At 70.7% G+C, this 18,634-nt stretch carries 21 protein-coding genes; 8 read left to right on the forward strand and 13 right to left on the reverse strand.

Annotated elements, in window-relative coordinates; all coding sequences use genetic code 11:
* Complete coding sequence (locus tag AB5J55_RS09410) at positions 1–906, reverse strand: SCO1860 family LAETG-anchored protein (RefSeq protein ID WP_369270205.1); 906 nt, start codon at positions 904–906, stop codon at positions 1–3.
* A gap of 277 nt (positions 907–1,183) precedes the next feature.
* Here AB5J55_RS09410 and AB5J55_RS09415 point away from each other — a divergent pair, with 277 nt between their 5' ends.
* Positions 1,184–1,585, forward strand: a complete 402-nt coding sequence (locus AB5J55_RS09415) for a carboxymuconolactone decarboxylase family protein (protein ID WP_369270206.1) — start codon at positions 1,184–1,186, stop codon at positions 1,583–1,585.
* Here AB5J55_RS09415 and AB5J55_RS09420 read toward each other — a convergent pair.
* The 4 genes from AB5J55_RS09420 to AB5J55_RS09435 are packed head-to-tail and all read right to left on the reverse strand — an operon-like array spanning position 1,582 to position 5,199.
* The gene (locus AB5J55_RS09420) at positions 1,582–2,676 is read right to left on the reverse strand and encodes an amidohydrolase family protein (RefSeq protein ID WP_369270207.1); all 1,095 of its coding nucleotides are present in this window, start codon (positions 2,674–2,676) and stop codon (positions 1,582–1,584) included. The two genes, AB5J55_RS09415 and AB5J55_RS09420, sit on opposite strands and share 4 nt — an antisense overlap.
* Positions 2,677–2,697: 21 nt before the next feature.
* Complete coding sequence (locus tag AB5J55_RS09425; RefSeq protein ID WP_369270208.1) at positions 2,698–3,507, reverse strand: amino acid ABC transporter ATP-binding protein; 810 nt, start codon at positions 3,505–3,507, stop codon at positions 2,698–2,700.
* On the reverse strand, positions 3,504–4,346 hold the full coding sequence (locus AB5J55_RS09430; RefSeq protein ID WP_362378573.1) for an amino acid ABC transporter permease: 843 nt from the start codon (positions 4,344–4,346) through the stop codon (positions 3,504–3,506). The genes AB5J55_RS09425 and AB5J55_RS09430 overlap by 4 nt, the downstream gene beginning before the upstream one ends.
* Before the next feature lie 4 nt (positions 4,347–4,350).
* A complete protein-coding gene (locus AB5J55_RS09435) occupies positions 4,351–5,199 on the reverse strand; it encodes a transporter substrate-binding domain-containing protein (protein ID WP_369270209.1) in 849 nt (282 codons plus the stop codon).
* Positions 5,200–5,391: 192 nt separating this feature from the next.
* Here AB5J55_RS09435 and AB5J55_RS09440 point away from each other — a divergent pair, with 192 nt between their 5' ends.
* The 6 genes from AB5J55_RS09440 (at position 5,392) to thpD (ending at position 10,652) form a co-directional block, all read left to right on the forward strand.
* Entirely contained in the window at positions 5,392–6,492 is a 1,101-nt protein-coding gene (locus tag AB5J55_RS09440; protein WP_369276138.1) for an alanine--glyoxylate aminotransferase family protein, read from the forward strand.
* A gap of 183 nt (positions 6,493–6,675) precedes the next feature.
* Entirely contained in the window at positions 6,676–7,209 is a 534-nt protein-coding gene (locus tag AB5J55_RS09445; protein WP_369270210.1) for a DinB family protein, read from the forward strand.
* A gap of 306 nt (positions 7,210–7,515) precedes the next feature.
* Entirely contained in the window at positions 7,516–8,022 is a 507-nt protein-coding gene (gene ectA, locus AB5J55_RS09450; RefSeq protein WP_369270211.1) for a diaminobutyrate acetyltransferase, read from the forward strand.
* Positions 8,023–8,053: 31 nt separating this feature from the next.
* A complete protein-coding gene (gene ectB, locus AB5J55_RS09455) occupies positions 8,054–9,325 on the forward strand; it encodes a diaminobutyrate--2-oxoglutarate transaminase (protein ID WP_369270212.1) in 1,272 nt (423 codons plus the stop codon).
* Positions 9,326–9,353: 28 nt separating this feature from the next.
* On the forward strand, positions 9,354–9,758 hold the full coding sequence (locus AB5J55_RS09460; protein WP_369270213.1) for an ectoine synthase: 405 nt from the start codon (positions 9,354–9,356) through the stop codon (positions 9,756–9,758).
* Between the two features lie 6 nt (positions 9,759–9,764).
* Positions 9,765–10,652 carry an ectoine hydroxylase gene (thpD, locus tag AB5J55_RS09465; RefSeq protein WP_369270214.1) on the forward strand — a complete coding sequence of 296 codons (888 nt, stop codon included), beginning with the start codon at positions 9,765–9,767 and terminating at the stop codon, positions 10,650–10,652.
* Positions 10,653–10,656: 4 nt separating this feature from the next.
* Here the strand turns inward: thpD and AB5J55_RS09470 are convergent, their stop codons facing one another.
* From AB5J55_RS09470 to AB5J55_RS09495, 6 genes are all read right to left on the reverse strand, one after another.
* Positions 10,657–11,673 carry a maleylpyruvate isomerase family mycothiol-dependent enzyme gene (locus tag AB5J55_RS09470; protein ID WP_369270215.1) on the reverse strand — a complete coding sequence of 339 codons (1,017 nt, stop codon included), beginning with the start codon at positions 11,671–11,673 and terminating at the stop codon, positions 10,657–10,659.
* Positions 11,674–11,721: 48 nt separating this feature from the next.
* The gene (locus AB5J55_RS09475) at positions 11,722–12,339 is read right to left on the reverse strand and encodes an RNA polymerase sigma factor (RefSeq protein ID WP_369270216.1); all 618 of its coding nucleotides are present in this window, start codon (positions 12,337–12,339) and stop codon (positions 11,722–11,724) included.
* A gap of 45 nt (positions 12,340–12,384) precedes the next feature.
* Complete coding sequence (locus tag AB5J55_RS09480; protein ID WP_369270217.1) at positions 12,385–13,437, reverse strand: aminotransferase class V-fold PLP-dependent enzyme; 1,053 nt, start codon at positions 13,435–13,437, stop codon at positions 12,385–12,387.
* 99 nt (positions 13,438–13,536) lie between these two features.
* The gene (locus AB5J55_RS09485; RefSeq protein ID WP_369270218.1) at positions 13,537–14,253 is read right to left on the reverse strand and encodes a DsbA family oxidoreductase; all 717 of its coding nucleotides are present in this window, start codon (positions 14,251–14,253) and stop codon (positions 13,537–13,539) included.
* A gap of 74 nt (positions 14,254–14,327) precedes the next feature.
* Positions 14,328–14,831 carry an N-acetyltransferase family protein gene (locus AB5J55_RS09490; protein WP_369270219.1) on the reverse strand — a complete coding sequence of 168 codons (504 nt, stop codon included), beginning with the start codon at positions 14,829–14,831 and terminating at the stop codon, positions 14,328–14,330.
* Positions 14,828–15,823, reverse strand: a complete 996-nt coding sequence (locus tag AB5J55_RS09495; protein ID WP_369270220.1) for a GlxA family transcriptional regulator — start codon at positions 15,821–15,823, stop codon at positions 14,828–14,830. The genes AB5J55_RS09490 and AB5J55_RS09495 overlap by 4 nt, the downstream gene beginning before the upstream one ends.
* 71 nt (positions 15,824–15,894) lie before the next feature.
* Between AB5J55_RS09495 and AB5J55_RS09500 the strand changes: the two genes are divergently transcribed.
* Positions 15,895–17,283, forward strand: a complete 1,389-nt coding sequence (locus AB5J55_RS09500; protein WP_369270221.1) for an MFS transporter — start codon at positions 15,895–15,897, stop codon at positions 17,281–17,283.
* Here AB5J55_RS09500 and AB5J55_RS09505 read toward each other — a convergent pair.
* Together AB5J55_RS09505 and AB5J55_RS09510 are read right to left on the reverse strand one after the other, a co-directional pair.
* Positions 17,243–17,851 (reverse strand): DUF1349 domain-containing protein, encoded by a 609-nt coding sequence (locus AB5J55_RS09505; protein ID WP_369270222.1) that lies wholly within the window; start codon positions 17,849–17,851, stop codon positions 17,243–17,245. The two genes, AB5J55_RS09500 and AB5J55_RS09505, sit on opposite strands and share 41 nt — an antisense overlap.
* A gap of 54 nt (positions 17,852–17,905) precedes the next feature.
* Positions 17,906–18,502: a hypothetical protein gene (locus AB5J55_RS09510; RefSeq protein ID WP_369270223.1), complete on the reverse strand. Its 597-nt coding sequence runs from the start codon at positions 18,500–18,502 to the stop codon at positions 17,906–17,908.
* Between the last annotated feature and the right edge of the window lie 132 nt (positions 18,503–18,634).

Below are 18,634 nucleotides of genomic sequence, written 5' to 3' on the forward strand. Positions count from 1 at the left end.
TCAGCTCCGGCCCCGCCGCGCCAGCGCCACCGCTCCGCCGCCCGCGATGAGGAGCGCGACCGCGCCGCCCGCGATGTACGGCGTCATGGAGTTGCCGCCGGTCTCGGCGAGGCCCTCGTCGGCGGCCTCGCCCTGGGGCTTCACGTCGCCGGCCGGCTCGGTGCTCGGGGCGGCCTCCTCCTCGGGCGCGGCCGGGGTCTCGCAGGTCGCCTCGGCCAGGGTCAGGGTGCCCTCGACCTCGGCGACGTTCAGCTTCAACGGGTTGACGGACACCTTGAGTTCGAGGGCGGTGGCGGCGGCCGTACGCGAGGTGTTCTCCGTCTTGGAGTAGTCCAGCCGCACGTCACCGACGCCCGGCACCTGGACGTTCGTGGTGCCGCCGGCGGTCAGCGTGACCTTCCTGCCCAGCACGGTGACGTCGCCGAGCAGGTTGGACGAGGCGGTCGGCTCCTTGCCGGCCTCGCAGGTCGCCTTGGAGGTGACCTGGCCGACCTCGATGAGCGAGAGCAGCGGCAGGCCGGGGACGTGGACCTTGGCGTGGGCGAGGTTGGTGTACCCCTCGGCCTTGCCACCCTCGACCGTGGCCTTCGACGAGGCGACCTCGGCGCTCAGCACGCTGAACGGCTTTCCGCCGTCCACGCCGTTCAGCTCGGCCGTCAGCGTTGCCTTTTCGGCGCTCTGCGGCGCCTGAACCTCGTTGAGCGAGACCGCGAGCGGGACGTTCACGGTCTTGTTGAGCAGGGAGACGTCGAGCCCCGTACGGAGCACGACGGCGCTCGCGCGGCCCTCGTCGTCGGTCGCGTGGGCGGGGCCCGCGGCCAGAACCAGGGGTCCGGCGGTGAGGGCGGTGGCCGTCGCGACGGTGGCGAGACGGCGTGCGGGCAGGCGGAAGTTCTTGCCGTTCAAGGTGGGGACCCCCAGAGAGGACTTGCTCGGGACCCGGCAAGAATTGCGCACTGAGAGTGAAGAGTCAGCAATCCGCCAGGACTTCACTCCAACGTGACTCTCCCGTGAATGCTTTCGATTCCCTGGGCACGGATGTTCCTCGAAGTCACCCCCGTACCCCCTTCTGTGCGAGCGCTCGCGTGAACACGTGGGCGCGGGTGCGGGAGCGGGCGTCGACACCGGACTACCCGTCGTTACGCTGCGTCAACCGGCTGCCCGAAACGAAGGGAAGCGAAAGATGGCCGACCACGACGAGGAGCGGGACTACTCCGCCGCACTGCGCACGGCCGAGCGGCTGCTCGGCATGCCGTTGGAGCGCTTCCTCGAACCCGGTGCGGGAGAGCCCGCCAACGCGGCGGACTTCAAGCGCCTCGCCACGGTCCACACCTTCGGCGACGCATGGCCGAGGACCGAAATCCTCGACATCCGTACCCGGGCCCTGGTGTCCGTGACGATCGCGGCGACCCTGGGCACCCTCGAACCGCTGCGCGGGCAGCTGCGCATCGCGCTCAACAACGGGGTCACCCCGGAGGAGATCGTCGAGGCGTTCATCCACATCGAGGCCTACGCCGGTGCCGCGCGCGCCTTCGACAGCTACCGAGTCGCCCGCGAGGTCTTCGCCGAGACGGCGAGCGGCTAGCCGACGACGTGTCCGTTCAGCACGATCCGTCGTGGCGCCGCCAGCACGCGTACGTCGGCCCGCGGGTCGGATTCGTAGACGACGACGTCGGCCGCGGCGCCCTCCTCCAGACCCGGGCGGCCGAGCCAGGTGCGGGCCGACCAGGTGGTCGCCGCGAGGGCCTCGACCGCGGGGATGCCGGCGGTGACGAGTTCCGCGACCTCGGCGGCCACCAGGCCGTGCGGCAGGGTGCCGCCCGCGTCCGTGCCGACGAAGACCGGGATGCCGGCGTCGTAGGCGGAGCGGACCGTGTCGTAGCGGCGTTCGTGGAGCCGGCGCATGTGGGCCGACCAGCGGGGGTACCTGGACTCGCCGCCGTCGGCCAGCTTCGGGAAGGTCGCGATGTTCACCAGGGTGGGGACGATCGCCACCCCGCGCTCGGCGAACAGGGGGATCAGGTCTTCCGTGAGCCCCGTGGCGTGCTCGATGCAGTCGATGCCCGACTCGACCAGGTCGCGCAGCGAGGACTCGGCGAAGCAGTGCGCCGTCACACGGGCGCCCAGCCGGTGCGCCTCCGCGATGCCCGCCTCGACCGCCTCGCGCGGCCAGGTGGGCGCGAGGTCACCGAGGTCGCGGTCGATCCAGTCGCCGACCAGCTTGACCCAGCCGTCGCCGCGCCGGGCCTCCTGGGCGACATAGGCGACCAGGTCCTCCGGCTCGATCTCATGGGCGTAGCCGCGGATGTAGCGGCGGGTGCGGGCGATGTGCCGGCCGGCCCGGATGATCTTCGGCAGGTCCTCGCGGTCGTCGACCCAGCGGGTGTCGGAGGGCGAGCCGGCGTCACGGATCAGCAGGGTGCCCGCCTCGCGGTCGGTCAGGGCCTGCTTCTCCGCGATGTCGTCGTCGACCGGGCCGTGCGCGCCGAGGCCCACATGGCAGTGCGCGTCGACCAGGCCGGGCAGGGCCCAGCCCTCGACGGTCCGCACGTCGCGCGCGCCCACGGGACGGTCGTAGGAGATCCGGCCGTCGACGACCCACAGCTCGTCCCGGACGTCGTCCGGTCCGACGAGGACCCGGCCCTTCAGGTGCAGCACAACCCCGCGATCGCTCATGCACCGCACCTTAGTGACCGGCTAGTCGTTCCTGCCCACCTGGTCCGAGGTCTCCTCCTCCACCTCGGCCATCGCCGGGTCGAGGAGGCGGGAGAGGAAGTGGCGGGTGCGTTCGTGCTGCGGGTTGCCGATGACCTGGTCGGGGGTGCCGTCCTCGACGATCACTCCGCCGTCCATGAAGACGACCCGGTCGGCGACCTCGCGCGCGAAGGTCATCTCGTGGGTGACGACCATCATCGTCATGCCCTCGTCGGCGAGCATGCGCATGACGGCGAGGACATCCCCCACCAGCTCCGGGTCCAGCGCCGACGTCGGCTCGTCGAACAGCATCACCGCGGGGCCCATCGCGAGGGCGCGGGCGATGGCGACGCGCTGCTGCTGACCGCCGGAGAGGGAGGACGGGTACGCCGTCGCCTTCTCCGACAGGCCGACCCGCTCCAGGTTCTCGGCGGCGACCTTCGCGGCCGCGGCCCTGTCCCGCTTGAGAACCCTGCGCTGCGGCAGCGTGAGGTTCTCGGTCACCGTGAGGTGCGGGAACAGGTTGAACTGCTGGAAGACCATGCCGATACGGCGGCGTACGGCGTCGATGTCGACGTCCTCGTCGGTGAGCTCGGCGCCGCCGACGAACACCTGGCCCTTGGTGGGCTCTTCCAGCAGGTTCACGCAGCGCAGGAGGGTCGACTTGCCCGAGCCGGACGGGCCGATGACGCACACGACCTCGCCCTGGTTGATCTGCAGGTCGATGCCGCGCAGCACCTCGTTGTCGCCGAAGGACTTGTGCAGGCCGCGGACCTCGATCTCCGGGCCGGCCTTGAGAAGGCTCTCGCTCATTTCACGGCCTCCTGGGCCTTCGCCTCCATGCGGCGTACGACGAAGCCGAGCGGGATCGTGACCAGCAGGTAGCACAGGCCCGCGACCAGGATCGGCGTGGAGTTGGCGGTCTGGCTGGCCAGGTCACGGCCGAACTTGGACAGTTCCCGCTCCTCCAGCGTCACTCCGAGGAACAGCACCAGCGAGGAGTCCTTGAAGAGCAGGACGAGTTCGTTGGTCAGCGGCGGGAGGATGATCCGGAAGGCCTGCGGGATGATGATCGAGATCATGGCGCGGGCGGGCGAGAAGCCGAGCGAGCGCGCCGCCTCCATCTGCCCCTTGGGCACGGCCTGGATGCCCGCGCGGATCGTCTCCGCCATGTACGCGGCCGCCACCAGGCCGAGCGCGAGCGCGACCTTGCCGTAGGTGCCGCCCGGGATCTCCGTGCCCGGGAAGGCCAGCGGCACGGCGACACCGATGAAGATGAAGATCAGCAGGGCGGGCAGCCCGCGGAAGATCTCGATGTAGATCCCGGCGAGCCAGCGGTACGGGCCCACGGAGGACAGCCGCATCAGCGCGATCACCATGCCGAGGACCAGTCCGACGACGAAGCCGGACAGGGTGTAGAGCACGGTGTTCTTCAGCGCCAGCGTGATGACGTCCGGAAACATCTGCTCGGCGATGTCGCCCTGCGCGAACTGGTTCTGCAGGCGCCCCCAGTCGGCCGCGACCGCGAAGGCGATCACGGCCGCGACGAAGACGACGTACTGGATGCCGCGTGACAGGCTGCGCTTCTGGCGCCGGGTCAGGCCCTTCTTCCTGGGCTGCTTCGGCTGGAGTTGTACGTCCGTGTCGGCCATGGGGTCAGGCGGCGGGCGAGGCAGAGGCGGCGGACTCGTCGTACGGGCCGATCCACTGCTCGTACAGCTTCTTGTACGTGCCGTCGGCCTTGGCGTCCTTGATCGCCTTGTTGATGGCCTCGCGGAGCTTGGTGTTGCCCTTCTTCACCGTGAAGCCGTACTGCTCACCGGTGTTGATCTGCTCGGCGACCTCGAAGGCGGCGGCGTTGGCCTTGTCCTTCAGCCAGCCCTGGACGACCGGGTAGTCGATGACGACCGCTTCGACCTGGCCGGTGCGCAGGCCGTTGATGACGGCGTCGGAGGACTCGAAGGAGACGGGGTCCAGGCCCTTGCTCTTGGCGTAGTCCTCGCCGGTCGTCTGCGCCTGGGCACCGACCTTCTTGCCCTTGAGGTCCGCGAAGGAGGAGATGCCGCTCTTCTTGTCGACCAGGACGGCCTGGGTGGCCTCGAAGTACGGGTCCGAGAAGTCGACGTTCTTCTTGCGCTCCTCGGTGATGGTCATGCCGGCGGCGGCGAGGTCGCAGCTGCCGGCGTTGAGGGAGCCGCCGGTCTTGAAGTTCTCGAAGGGCTGGTCGACGATCGTCTGCTTCACGCCGAGGTCGTCCGCGACCAGGTCGATGAGGGCGACGTCGAAGCCCTGCACCTTGCCGTCGATCTCCGACTGGAAGGGCGGGTACGGCAGGTGGGTGCAGGTGGTGAGCTGGCCCGCCTTGACGACTTCGACACCGCCGGCGGCCGTCTTCGTACCACTGCCGCCGCTGTCGTCGGAGGAGCAGCCGGCCACGAGCACCAGCCCGGCCGTCGCGGTGGTGGCGGCCAGAATGCGGGTCCGGCGCCCGAAGGTCGTCTTCACGGGGAGCCTCCTGTGAGGGAACTGGAGCTTCCGATTATAAGGAGAAGTTTGAGGTCCTCAAATACAACTGATGGTTAGGGGGCTGTTTGACCTAAGAAGTCGGTAGCCGGCTGGGGTGTTGGGGTGCCCGGTTACGCTCGTCACGTCCATCTGCGGACCCGAGAGAGCTGAGAGAGCGACGTGAGCCCCGCCGTGAACCACCCCTTCCTGGACCTGGCCCCGCTGAGCGCCGCGCGATTCGCCGCGATCGAGGACCGGGTGGCCCGGCTGCTCGGGACCGAGCAGGACGTCGTGATCATGCAGGGCGAGGCGCTGCTGCCGCTGGAGGGGGCGATCCGGGGGACGGCCGGGCCCGGTACGACCGCGCTGAACGTGATCACCGGGCCGTACGGGCAGACCTTCGGGGACTGGCTGCGGGACTGCGGCGCGACCGTGATCGATCTGACGGTGCCCTTCCACACGGCGGTCACGGCCGATCAGATCCGGTCGGCCTTCGCCGAGCACCCCGAGATCGACTTCGTGTCCCTGGTGCACGCGGAGGCTGCCACCGGCAACACCAATCCCGTCGCCGAGATCGGCGAGGTCGTGCGGGCGCACGGGGCGCTGTTCTACCTGGACGCGGTGGCGTCGATCGGCGCCGAGCCGGTGCTGCCGGACGCCTGGGGTGTCGATCTGTGCGTGATCGGGGCGCAGAAGGCGATGGGCGGTCCTGCCGGGGTGTCGGCGGTGTCGGTGAGCGAGCGGGCGTGGGCCCGGATGGCGGCGAATCCGAGGGCGCCGCGGCGGTCGTATCTGTCGCTGCTGGACTGGAAGCAGCGGTGGATCGACGGGGGCCGGAAGGCTCTGCTGCACGCGCCGGCACAGCTGGAGATGCTGGCGCTGGAGGCTTGCGTGGAGCGGATCGAGGCGGACGGGCTGGATGCGGTGATGGCCCGGCACCGGGCTGCTGCGCTGTCCACCCGTGCCGGGGCGGTGGCGCTGGGCGGGGGCCTGGGGCCGTATGTGCACGACGTCGGGGACGCGGCGCCGGTCGCCACCACGCTTCGGGTGCCCGAGGGGGTGGTGGCGTCGGAGGTGGTGGCTCGGGCGCTGGCGGCCGACCCTGCGTTGCCGCTGGCCGCGGGGGGTGGGGCGTTGACCAAGGAGATGGTTCGGGTCAATCACTACGGGGTGGATGCGACGGTCGGTGCGGTGCGGGGGTGTGTGGCGGCGCTGGGGGCCGCGCTGGCGGAGGCGGGGCTGAGGGTGGATGTCGAGGGGGCGTTGCGCGCCGTGGAGAACGCCTGGCGGTAGTGGTCGGCCGGGGCCCGTATCCCCTCGCCCCCGCCGCCCCTTCCCGTCCCGAACCTGGGGGCTCCGCCCCCAGCCGCCCGTATCGGCCTGAACGGCCTCGTCCTCAATCGCCGGACGGGCTGGAGTGGCTGGACCGCAGCGGCCGGCTGAACGCCACCTGCGAAGTGGCGCCATGCTCGCCCCATGACCACCGAAGCGCCCACCCACCTCCCCGACGGCCGTCCCATCCCCCTCATGACCGGCGGCGAGCGGCCCATGCTCGAGAGCTGGCTCGACTTTCATCGGGCCACGCTGGAGCTCAAGTGTGCGGGGCTGGAGGACGCGCAGCTGCGGCTTGCTTCCGCCGAGCCGTCGGGGCTGACGTTGCTCGGGCTGGTGCAGCATCTCGCGGAGTGTGAGCGCAACTGGTTCCAGCGGGTGGTCGGAGGGCTGGACGTGCCGCCCGTGTTCGGGGAGGGGAACGAGACCGGGTACGGCCTCGAGCCCGGGCGTGGGGTCGGCGAGGCGCTCGTGGCCTGGCGGCGGGAGATCGCTCGGGGGCGGGAGGTGTGTGCCGGGCGGGGGCTGGAGAGTGTCGGGCGGATCCAGGGCGGGGCGATGGCCGGGGTGGAGGTCACTCTGCGGTGGGTGTTGATTCACATGATCGAGGAATACGCGCGGCACAACGGTCACGCCGACATTCTGCGAGAGTGCATCGACGGTGTTACCGGAGCCTGAATTCAACGTAATTCCAGGAATTCCTTAAGGGGTAGCTTCCCATCTTCTTCTGCCCGCTTTCCCCGGACCTAAACGCAAAGATTTCGCGAACACCAACCGACGTAATTCGGGCAGGTCTCGTGGGAGTTACACGGCTGTGACGCGTTCCACATCGTGACCGTTTTGGGATGGATTAGCCGGTCAAATTCGGGCGTTTCGCACCTCCTCGGCCGTATCACTCACGCCCGCGTGATAACACACCCGACGCTCATACGTAACCCCTGAGGGCAATGCAATTTTGAATTTCCCTCGGTAAATTCAATTCGCATGACTGCCGCACAAGCAGACCTGCAAATCGACCGACCGGCGGTGGCCGACGGGGCCGCGCTGTGGCGGATTGCCCGTGACTCCAAGGCCCTCGACCTCAACTCGTCGTACAGCTATCTGCTGTGGTGCCGCGACTTCGCCGGCACGTCGGCCGTCGCCCGCGACGAGCACGGGGAGCCGGTCGGCTTCGTCACCGGATACGTACGGCCGGAGCGTCCGCACACCCTGCTCGTCTGGCAGGTGGCCGTGGACGACGCCTATCGCGGACGCGGCATCGCCGCCGCGCTGCTCGACGGGCTCGTCGCACGGGTCGGTGGCGAGTACGGCGTCACGAGCGTCGAGACCACCATCACACCCGGCAACACCGCCTCCGAACGCCTGTTCGGCGCCTTCGCCGAGCGGCACAACGTTGCTCTGGAGCGTGAGGTGCTGTTCCCCACAAGCCTTTTTCCGGACGGACCGCACGACCCGGAAGTGCTTTACCGCATCGGTCCCCTCTCCCTCTGACTTCCCCCCACGCAACGAGGAGCGATTCGTCGTGACCATCACCCAGCCCGACCTCAGCGTCTTCGAGACCCTCGAGTCCGAGGTGCGCAGCTACTGCCGCGGCTGGCCCACCGTCTTCGACCGCGCGCGCGGCAGCCGTATGTACGACGAGGACGGCCACGAGTACCTGGACTTCTTCGCCGGCGCGGGCTCGCTGAACTACGGGCACAACAACCCGGTCCTGAAACGGGCCCTGATCGACTACCTGGAACGCGACGGCGTCACGCACGGGCTCGACATGTCCACGAGCGCCAAGCGTGCCTTCCTGGAGTCCTTCCAGAACATCGTGCTGCGGCCGCGTGACCTGCCTTACAAGGTCATGTTCCCGGGCCCCACGGGTACCAACGCCGTGGAGTCCGCGCTCAAGCTGGCGCGGAAGGTGAAGGGCCGCGAGTCCATCGTGTCCTTCACCAACGCCTTCCACGGGATGTCCCTGGGCTCGCTCGCCGTGACCGGCAACGCCTTCAAGCGGGCCGGGGCGGGCATCCCGCTCGTGCACGGCACGCCGATGCCGTTCGACAACTACTTCGACGGCACGGTCGAGGACTTCCTGTGGTTCGAGCGGCTCCTGGAGGACCAGGGCTCCGGACTCAACAAGCCCGCCGCCGTGATCGTGGAGACCGTGCAGGGCGAGGGCGGCATCAACGTCGCCCGCGTGGAGTGGCTGCGCGCCCTGTCGGAGCTGTGCGAGCGGCAGGACATGCTGCTCATCGTCGACGACATCCAGATGGGCTGCGGCCGTACCGGTGCCTTCTTCTCCTTCGAGGAGGCGGGCATCACCCCGGACATCGTCACCGTGTCCAAGTCCATCAGCGGCTACGGACTGCCCATGTCGCTGTGCCTGTTCAAGCCCGAGCTGGACATCTGGGAGCCGGGCGAGCACAACGGCACCTTCCGCGGCAACAACCCCGCCTTCGTCACCGCCACCGCCGCGCTGGAGACGTACTGGACGGACGGGTCCGCGATGGAGAAGCAGACCCGCAAGCGCGGTGAGCAGATCGAGCAGGCGTTCATCTCCATCACCGAGGAGAACCTCGCCGACGTGCGGGAGTACCGCGGGCGCGGGCTCGTGTGGGGCCTGGAGTTCCACGACAAGGAGCGCGCCGGACGAGTGGCGAAGCGCGCCTTCGAGCTGGGGCTGCTCATCGAGACGTCGGGCCCCGAGAGCGAGGTCGTGAAGCTGCTTCCGGCGCTCACGATCACCCCGGACGAGCTGGACGAGGGGCTCAGCATCCTCGCCCGCGCCGTGCGGGAAACCATCTGAAACACCACCTAGGAGGCATCGCAGCACCGTGATCGTCCGTTCGTTCAAGGACATCGAAGGCACCGACCGCCACGTGAAATCGGCGTCCGGTACCTGGGAGAGCAAGCGCATCGTCCTCGCCAAGGAGAGGGTCGGCTTCTCGCTGCACGAGACGATCCTGTACGCGGGTACGGAGACGTCGATGTGGTACGCGAACCACATCGAGGCCGTCGTCTGCGTCGAGGGCGAGGCCGAGCTGACCGACCACGAGACCGGGCGGACGCACCTGATCACGCCCGGGACCATGTACCTCCTGGACGGGCACGAGAGGCACACGCTGCGGGTCAAGAAGGACTTCCGCTGCATCTGTGTCTTCAACCCGCCCGTGACCGGCCGGGAGGACCACGACGAGAACGGCGTATACCCGTTGCTCACCGAGCCCGAGGAGGTGTGAGAACCCATGACCACCGTCACCGATCTCTACCCCAGCCGCGGCGCCACCGAGGTGTCGATCCCGCGCCAGGACCCCGTTGTGTGGGGCTCCCCCGACACGCCGGGGCCGATGGGGGCCACCGAACTCCAGTCGTTCGAGCGCGACGGCTTCCTGGCCGTCGACCAGCTCATCACGGACGACGAGGTGGCCGTCTACGCACAGGAGTTGGAACGGCTGGTCACCGACCCGGCGATCCGTGCCGACGAGCGGTCGATCATCGAGCCGCAGTCCAAGGAGATCCGGTCCGTCTTCGAAGTGCACAAGATCAGTGAGGTGTTCGCCTCCCTGGTGCGCGACGAGCGGGTCGTCGGCCGGGCGCGGCAGATCCTCGGCTCGGACGTGTACGTCCACCAGTCGCGGATCAACGTCAAGCCGGGTTTCGGGGCCAGTGGGTTCTACTGGCACTCCGACTTCGAGACCTGGCACGCCGAGGACGGTCTGCCGAACATGCGGACGGTGTCCGTCTCGATCGCGCTGACCGAGAACTACGACACCAACGGCGGGCTCATGATCATGCCCGGCTCGCACCGGACCTACCTCGGGTGCGCGGGGGCCACGCCGAAGGACAACTACAAGAAGTCCCTCCAGATGCAGGACGCGGGCACGCCGTCCGACGAGGCGCTGACGAAGATGGCCTCCGAGTACGGCATCAAGCTCTTCACGGGCAAGGCCGGTTCGGCGACCTGGTTCGACTGCAACTGCATGCACGGCTCCGGCGACAACATCACGCCGTTCCCGCGCAGCAACGTGTTCATCGTCTTCAACAGCGTCGAGAACACGGCCGTCGAGCCCTTCGCGGCCCCGATCCGCCGTCCGGAGTTCATCGGCGCACGGGACTTCACCCCGGTGAAGTAACCCCTCAAAGCCACGCCAGCGACGCGGCCCGCTCCAGTACGTTCCGGGCGGCGGCCGCGTCGCCCGTGGTGCCCCTCGGGACCGTCTTCGGGGATCGGCGACCGCCGACCAGGAGGCAGAAGTCGAGGGGGTCGAGGGTGAGTTCGGCCTGTACGGGCTCGTCCTCGGAACCCAGTACCCATTCCTCGCCCCCGGTGACCGAGAAGAGCACCGGGGGCGCGGTGGGTCCCAGGGAGAGGCCGAGGATGCGGACGGCGAGGCGGATCAGCTGCCTCAGATGCTGCTCGGGCGGCGGCGGGACGGTGAGGCCGAGCGCGCGGCCGATGTCGTCGGTGTGGATCCAGGTCTCGAAGGCGCGCACCAGGAAGTGCTCGGCCACGGGCAGCCGCAGCCCCATCAACGTCACGGCCCGGGCGGCGAGTTCGGCGTCGTGGGCCTCGGGCGCGCCGAGCAGTTCGTCCGCCTGCGCGGCCCAGTCGGCCACGGTCTCGTCCGGCGTACGGCCGTGCTCATGGGCGATGACCTCCGCGGTACGGCGGTTCCAGGCGTCCTCCCACTGCGGTCCCTCCTCGACCGGCGAGGGCCGCACGCGGGATCCGGCGCCGAGCCGGGCGGCCAGGTGCTCGTCGGCGGCGAGGAGGTGGGCGACGGTGGCGTGCGCGTCCCAGTCGTGCACGACCGGCGTGGCCCAGCGGCCCGCGAGCTCGGGCAGCAGCGCCTTCAGCCCGGCAACCGCGGCGGCGTAGGGCGCGGCGTGCGCGGGCACGGCAGGGCCGGCGGCCGGGCGCGTGCGCAGGGCCAGGGACAGCGCGGGCGGCGTACCGTCGGCCGGCCACCCCGCGGGAGCACCGAGCGGCGGCCCCTCCAGCAGTCGTACCGTCTCCCGCAGCCGCTCCGCCTCCGCCGCGCAGCTCTCGCACTCGGCGAGGTGCGCCGGGACCGCCTTCTCCTCGGCCGGATCGAGGGCGCCGAAGGCCCACGCGGCCAGCAGGTCACGTACCGCCTCGTGATCGTCGGTCACCGCGCGCCTCCTCTGCGTGCCCGTTCCCGGTACGTGCCCCTCTCGCCATCATGCGCCTCTTTCGAGCGCCGGGTCCGGTGGGTCGGCCAAAGTCTCCGCCAGGGTGCGCAGGGCGGTGCGCAGCCGGGTCTTGGCCGTGCCCTCGGGGATGCCCAGCTCGGCGGCGGCCTGTCGGTAGGTGCGCCCGGCGAAATAGGCGAGGTGCACGACCTCCCGTTGGGGCTGAGGGAGTTCGGCGAGCGCGGTGTGCAGCAGGAGGGAGCGTTCCCGGTCGACGACCGTCTCGTCCGGGCCGGGACCGGTGTCGGGGATGGCCTGGAGCACCGAGTCGTCGGCCCCGGCGTTCTTGCGGTGCCGGGCCTCGCTGCGGACCCAGTCCACGGCCCGCCGGTGGGCGACCACGGACAGCCAGGTGCGCAGCGAGCCACGGCGCGCGTCGAAGGTGTACGGCCTGCTCCACAGCTGGGCGAAGACCTCCTGCGCCACGTCCTCGGCGGCGGCCGCGGAGCGGGTGACGCGCACGGCGACCCGCCGCACCAGCCCGCCGTACGTCGCGTACACCTCGGCCAGCGCGGACTCGTCGCCGTACACCAACCGCCGGTGCACCTCCGCGTCGGCAGGCGGCTGTACGGACGTGTCGCCCGGGTACTCCACCGGCACCACCACCCCTGGTGCCCTTCCTAGCGTCCCGGCCGAGCCCGCGCCAGTGGTTCAGGAAGACAGGACGTCCAGCAACCGGTCGACATCCTCAGGGGCGTTGTAGAGGTGGAAGGCCGCGCGCAGGTTGCCCGCGCGGTCGGAGACCTGGATTCCGGCCTCGCCCAACTCGGGCTGGCGGTGGCCGAGTCCGGGCACGGACACGATCGCCGAGCCGGGGGCCGGCACGGGTTCGTGGCCGAGCGTGGCGAGTCCGGCGCGGAAACGGTCGGCGAGGGCCAGGTCGTGGGCCTGGATGGCGCTCACGCCGAGTTCCTCGATCAGCTCCAGGGAGGTGCGCAGCCCGGCGAAGGTGAAGAGGCCGGGGCTGATGTCGAAGCGCCGGGCGGAGCGGGCGAGGTTCTCGACGGGCCCGTAGCAGCTGTCCCACGGGACCTCCCCGGCGACCCAGCCGGCGAGCAGCGGGGTGAGCCCGCCGAAGTCCTCGGGGACGACGCAGAAGGCGGCTCCGTGCGGGCCCATGAGCCATTTGAAGCCGACGGCGGCGAGGAAGTCGTGTTCGCCGGCCTCCATCGGCAGCCATCCGGCCGACTGGGAGGCGTCGACGTAGGTGCGCGCCCCGTGCGCCCGGGCCGCCGCGCGCACCGCGGGCAGGTCGGCGAGGCGGCCGTCGGCGGACTGCGCCGAGCTGACGGCGACGAGTGCGGTGTCCGGGCGGACGGACTCGGCGAGACGGTCCAGCGGGACGGCGCGCACCTTGAGGTCGCCGCGCATGTGGAAGGGGTTCACGAGGGAGGCGAAGTCGGCCTCCGCGGTGAGGACTTCGGCTCCGGCGGGCAGCGAGGCGGCGATCAGCCCGCCGTACTCGGCGACCGAGGCCCCGGTCGCGACCCGCTCGACGGGGACGCCGGCCAGCCGGGCGAAGGAGGCGCGGACGGCCTCCACGTCCTCGTACAGCGGGCCGAGCGGCGTGCCCTCGGCCCGCATCCGCACGGCCTGCTGCACGGCGCTGACGGTGCGGGCCGGCAGCAGGCCGTTGCTCGCGGTGTTGAGATAGACGTTCTTCGGGGCGAACTCGGCACGGACGAGGGTCTCGAAGGTCTCCATGGCTCCACTCTGAGCCCTCGGCACCTCTCGGTCCATTGCGATTCCCTGCGTGGTTTCACCAAGCGACGCTTATGGATCCGCCCCGACCTGCGCGTTCGGTCAGTGCTGCGGCACCGCGCAGCCGTCCGGACCGCACGCATCCGCGTCACCCTGGTCGATGAGCGTCAGCGGCGACCGCTCGCCCCACGCCTGCGTGAGCGCCTGCTCGAAGACCTCGGCGGGCTGGGCGCCGGAGACGCCGAACTTGCGGTCGAGGACGAAGAACGGCACTCCGGTGGCCCCGAGCTGGGCGGCCTCGCGCTCGTCGGCGCGCACCTCGTCGGCGTAGGCGTCCGGGTCGGCGAGGACCTTGCGGGCGTCGTCGGCGTCGAGCCCGGCGGCGACGGCGAGCTCCACGAGCCGCTCCTCGCCCTCGGCGAACACGGACCGCTCCTCGGCGAAGTTCGCCCGGTAGAAGTTCTGGATCAGCGCGTCCTGCTTGCCCTGCTCCTTGGCGAGGTGCAGGAGCCGGTGCATGTCGAAGGTGTTGCCGTGGTCGCGGCCCTCGGTGCGGTAGTCGAGTCCCTCCGCGGCGGCCTGCGCGCCGAGGTTCTCCTCGCCGGCCTGCGCCTGCGCCGCGCTCATGCCGTACTTCTTCGTCAGCATGGTGATCACGGGCTGGATGTCGCCCTTGGCGCGCCCCGGATCCAGTTCGAACGAGCGGTGCACCACCTCGACCTGCTCGCGGTGCGGGAAGGCCTCGAGCGCCTTCTCGAAGCGGGCCTTGCCCACATAGCACCAGGGGCAGGCGATGTCGCTCCAGATCTCGACGCGCATGTCTTCGGCTCTCCAGGTCGTACGGGATGCGGAGACCCCCTCCGCCTAATGCATGAACGTTCAAACAGCAGCGTTCATTCCCCGGGCACGGAGTAGCGCAGATTCAGGTGGTGGTCCCCTTCGGCGGGCGGGCTGTCCGGGTCCGGGATCCAGCCCTGACGGGCGTAGAAGGCCTGGGCGCGCCGGTTGTCGGCATGCACGTCGAGCACCGCCGTGAGCTTGCCGTCGGCCCGCCACTCCTCCGCACAGGCCGTGTGCAGGGCCGCACCGACACCGCGGCCCCAGTGCTCGGGATCGACATGGAACTGGAACAGCTTGACCGTGTCGGCGGGGGCGCCCTCCGGGGTGCGGAAGGAGGCGAGCCCGATGAGGCGGCCGTCCTCCACGACGCACAGCACATGCCCCTCCGGCCGCGCGATGGCGCTCTGCCAGGCGGCGAGCCAGTCGGTGCCGTCCTGCGGCAACCCAGCGGGGTAGTAGGTCGCCCGGGCACGCGCGTGCAGGGCGGCGACCGTCTCCGCCTCGGCGGGCAGGACGGTACGGATCACCCGGGTTCCGGTCGCTCTGTGGCTGATCATGCAACGGAGGACGTGGCTTCGGCCGCCCCGGTTCCGAGCCGGCTGAACTGCGCCCGGTAGCCGCTCGGCGTCAATCCGGTACGGCGGATCAGATGCCCCCGCAGCGAGTCGGCCGTGCCCAGGCCGCAGGCGCGGGCCACCTGGTCCATGGGCAGGGCGGTGGTCTCCAGCAGCTCCTTGGCGCGCTCGATGCGCTGGTGGAGCAGCCACTGCAGCGGGCTCACCCCGCTCTCGGCGTGGAACCGGCGGGTGAGGGTGCGCACGCTGACGCCGGCGTGGCGGGCCAGGTCGGTGAGGGTGAGCGGCTTGTCGAGGTTGCGCATGGCCCAGCCGCGGGTGTCGGCGCACGCGTTGCCCCGCTCGGGCGGCAGCGGGGTCTGGGTGAACTGGGTCTGGCCGCCCGGCCGTACGGGCGCGACTAGGGCTCGGCGGGCGACCTCGTTGGCGACGGCGGCGCCGTAGTCGGTGCGGATGACGTGCAGGCACAGGTCGATGCCGGCGGCGTAGCCGGAGGAGGTGACGTACGGCCCGTCCTGCACGTAGAGCACATCGCCCCGCAGGTCGACGTGCGGGTACCGGCGGCGCAGCTCCTCGGCGTGCGCCCAGTACGTCGTGGCCCGGCGCCCGTGCAGCAGGCCCGCCTCGGCGAGTTGGAAGGCGCCGGTGCACAGGGACGCGATCCGCTTGCCCGCGTCGGCCGCCTCGCGGACGGCGGTGACGATCCGCGAGTCCGGCTCGAAGGGTTCCCCGGTCCCGGCGACGAGCACGGTGTCGGCCTCCCGTACGGCGTCGAGTCCGTGCCGTACGTACAGGTCCAGCCCGCCGCTGGTGGGCACCGGTCCCGGCTCGGCCGCGCAGATGACCACCTCATAGCCCGGCCGCCCGGCCACCTCGACCTTGCCGAACAGCATCTCCGGGATGGCGAGGTTGAACATCGAGACCGGCGACGGTGCGACGACGGCGATGCGGTGCGGGGCGCGCAGCTGGGGCATGGCCAGAACCTCCGGGTGCATGGCATTCCGGCCACTACTGTACGACGGCGCGGATCCGCAGCATGGAGGGCATGTCCACGAACCAGACCCTCAAGAGCGATGAACTCGCCTTTTCCCCCGGCGGGTTGGGGCCCAAGAAGCCGTCCTCCGCCCTCACCCTCACCGCCGGCCTCCTCGGCTTCGCGCTGGTCTGCCTCGACGCGTCCATCGTGAACGTGGCCCTGCCCGCGATCGGTTCCTCCCTCGGGGGCGGAATGTCCGGCCTCCAGTGGGTTGTGGACGCCTACACGCTGGCGTTCGCCGCGCTGATGCTGTCCACCGGCGCGTTCTCGGACCGGGTGGGGGCGAGCCGGGCGTACGCGATCGGAGCCGCCGTGTTCACGCTCGCCTCGGCGGCCTGCGGTCTGGCGCCGAACCTGCCGGCGCTGATCGGGGCGCGCGTGGTGCAGGGCGTGGCGGCAGCCGTGGTCCTGCCGGCCTCGCTTGCGCTGGTGCGGCAGGCGTACGCCGATCCGGCGCGGCGCGCGCGTGCGGTGGCCGTGTGGGCGGCGGGCGGTTCGGCGGCGGTGGCGCTGGGCCCGGTGGCGGGTGGTGCGCTGACCACGGCCTGGGACTGGCGCGGGATCTTCTTCGTCAACCTTCCCGTCGGCGCGCTGATCCTCGCGCTGCTGCTGCGGGCCCCGCGCTCGCAACGCCGTCCGGCACCGCTGGACCTGCCCGGCCAGGTGGCGGCGGTGGTGGCGCTCACGGCGCTGACGTTCGCGGTGATCGAGGGCGGGGCGGCGGGCTGGGCGGCGCTGGCGGTGGCCGTGGTGGCGGTGGTGGCGTTCCTCCGGATCGAGGCACGTCACCCGCACCCGGTCGTCCCGCTGAGCCTGTTCCGCAACCGGACCGTCGCGGTGACCGTCGCCGCGGGAGCGGCGGTCAGCGTGGCCTTCTACAGCATGGTGTTCGTCTTCTCGCTCTTCTTCCAGCAGGTACAGGGCCGTTCGGCGCTCCAGGCCGGGCTGATGTTCCTGCCGATGACGGGTCTGATCGCGGTGACGAACGTGGTGGCCGGCAAGCTCGCGGGACGCCACGGCGCCCGGCTGCCCATGCTGGTGGGACAGGGCCTGGCCGTCCTGGGCCTGCTCGCGATGCTGTACGTCGACGCCGACACGCCTCCGACGCTGGCGGCCCTGCTCCTCGTCCCCATGGCGCTGGGCTGCGCGCTGACGGTGCCGCCGCTCACCGCGGCCATGATGGACGCCGTACCCGCCGAACGGGCGGGCCTGGCGGCCGGCGTGCTCAACGCGGCGCGGCAGATGGCCGGGGCGCTGGGCATCGCCGCCTTCGGGGCGCTGATCTCCGGCGATTTCGTGGTGGGGATGCGGCTGAGTCTGGGGATCAGCGCGGCCCTGCTCGCGGTGACGGGTCTGCTCAGCTTCCGTCTCGCAGGTCCTTCGGCCAGTCGGGCCTGAACTCGATGTGGTCGTACGTCACCACGCACCCCTCCCCCATCGGCGACTGCGTCATGAAGCCGACGAGGGCCGCGCCGGTCCCCTCCTCGTCGCCGAGGGTGAAGAGGCGGACGAAGGTCCACCGCTCGCCGTCGCGGGAGGCGTGGAAGGCGAAGGCGCGGCCGGTCCGGCTCACCCTCAGCCACACCGAACTCCCCTCCACCGTGAAGGAGTTGGCGTCGTCGGAGTGGCCCCGGGTGACGACGGTGCAGACGGTGGGCACGTCCGGGGAGTACTCCAGGCACAGCTTGGCCCAGGCGCGCTCGCCGACGTGGACGTAGAGGACCCCGGCGTCGAAGGCGCCCGCGAATCCGACGGTGACGCGAGCGATCAGCTGGAAGTCGCCCTCGGGCGCGCCGAGCAGCCGGGGCGCGTCGGAGGCGGCGTCCAGGGCCTCGCCGGTGGGCGGCACGAAACGGTCCTGCCGGGCGCCGGCCCAGCCGGAGAGCATGCCGTCCTCGTAGGACCAGTGGCCGTCGGGGCCGTAGGTGCGCAGCAGGAAAGGCAGTTCGGGGAGTTTCAGGTCCATGGCGGGATTCTTCCAGGCGGGCCCCGGCGGCGGGGGCCCCAGGGGTGGTCCAGGTCAGCGCGACTGGAGTGCGTCCAGGGCCACGGCCTGGGCGATGGCGAGACGCAGGTCGAGATCGGGCGAGGCCACGTCGACGAGATAGCGGTCGCGCAGCCCAATCTTCTTGTCGACGCTCATCACCGGCTTGTCGCCCGAGGTGAAGTCGAAGTGGTACGGCCACACGAACGGCACCAGGTCGAGCGGCAGCAGCTCCCAGACCCGGCGCAGCACGGCCACGACCCGGTTGCGCTCCTGCCCGACGGCCGCGACCGCGCCCGGCTGGTCCAGCTCCCACGTCGAGCGCAGCAGCGAGGCGGCGAACTTCTTGCGGAACGTGCCGACGAGGTTGCCCGTCGCGTCCCGCACGTCGTAGACGGCGCCGACGTCGAGGACCTGACGGGCCTGGGCGGTGAACAGGACACGGTCCTTGGACTCGTCGGTGTAGAAGGTCATCCGCTCCTTGAGCGTCATCCGCTTCTGCTCGGCGAAGGCGAGGATCCGGCCTTCGGAGCCGTCGGGCAGCGTCTCGGCCACGACATACCGGTTGATCATGAAGGTGGTCTTCTGCCGGATGGTGAAACGCTCGTTCGCCTGCTGTCGCGCGCTGTCCACTGTTCCGCTCCCCGAGCCGGTGATCTCTGCCGCCGGCTCCGTCGTCCGGCGATTCCATCCTCGCCGCGCGCCCCGACCCGGGGCAGTCTCCGTAAGTCGTCGTCCGCAGCGACCAAAGATGACGGCTGCGGT

The organism is Streptomyces sp. R11 (assembly GCF_041051905.1).
In the GTDB taxonomy this organism is placed as follows: Bacteria; Actinomycetota; Actinomycetes; order Streptomycetales; family Streptomycetaceae; genus Streptomyces.

What these genes read in the sequence shown, in the direction of transcription:
- AB5J55_RS09490 (WP_369270219.1), bottom strand. Translation starts at nt 14,831, where the DNA reads ATGATCAGCCACAGAGCGACCGGAACCCGGGTGATCCGTACCGTCCTG.
- thpD (WP_369270214.1), top strand. Translation starts at nt 9,765, where the DNA reads ATGACCACCGTCACCGATCTCTACCCCAGCCGCGGCGCCACCGAGGTG.
- AB5J55_RS09485 (WP_369270218.1), bottom strand. Translation starts at nt 14,253, where the DNA reads ATGCGCGTCGAGATCTGGAGCGACATCGCCTGCCCCTGGTGCTATGTG.
- AB5J55_RS09480 (WP_369270217.1), bottom strand. Translation starts at nt 13,437, where the DNA reads ATGGAGACCTTCGAGACCCTCGTCCGTGCCGAGTTCGCCCCGAAGAAC.
- AB5J55_RS09420 (WP_369270207.1), bottom strand. Translation starts at nt 2,676, where the DNA reads ATGAGCGATCGCGGGGTTGTGCTGCACCTGAAGGGCCGGGTCCTCGTC.
- AB5J55_RS09415 (WP_369270206.1), top strand. Translation starts at nt 1,184, where the DNA reads ATGGCCGACCACGACGAGGAGCGGGACTACTCCGCCGCACTGCGCACG.
- AB5J55_RS09495 (WP_369270220.1), bottom strand. Translation starts at nt 15,823, where the DNA reads ATGCCCCAGCTGCGCGCCCCGCACCGCATCGCCGTCGTCGCACCGTCG.
- ectA (WP_369270211.1), top strand. Translation starts at nt 7,516, where the DNA reads ATGACTGCCGCACAAGCAGACCTGCAAATCGACCGACCGGCGGTGGCC.
- AB5J55_RS09425 (WP_369270208.1), bottom strand. Translation starts at nt 3,507, where the DNA reads ATGAGCGAGAGCCTTCTCAAGGCCGGCCCGGAGATCGAGGTCCGCGGC.
- AB5J55_RS09500 (WP_369270221.1), top strand. Translation starts at nt 15,895, where the DNA reads ATGTCCACGAACCAGACCCTCAAGAGCGATGAACTCGCCTTTTCCCCC.
- AB5J55_RS09505 (WP_369270222.1), bottom strand. Translation starts at nt 17,851, where the DNA reads ATGGACCTGAAACTCCCCGAACTGCCTTTCCTGCTGCGCACCTACGGC.
- AB5J55_RS09430 (WP_362378573.1), bottom strand. Translation starts at nt 4,346, where the DNA reads ATGGCCGACACGGACGTACAACTCCAGCCGAAGCAGCCCAGGAAGAAG.
- AB5J55_RS09445 (WP_369270210.1), top strand. Translation starts at nt 6,676, where the DNA reads ATGACCACCGAAGCGCCCACCCACCTCCCCGACGGCCGTCCCATCCCC.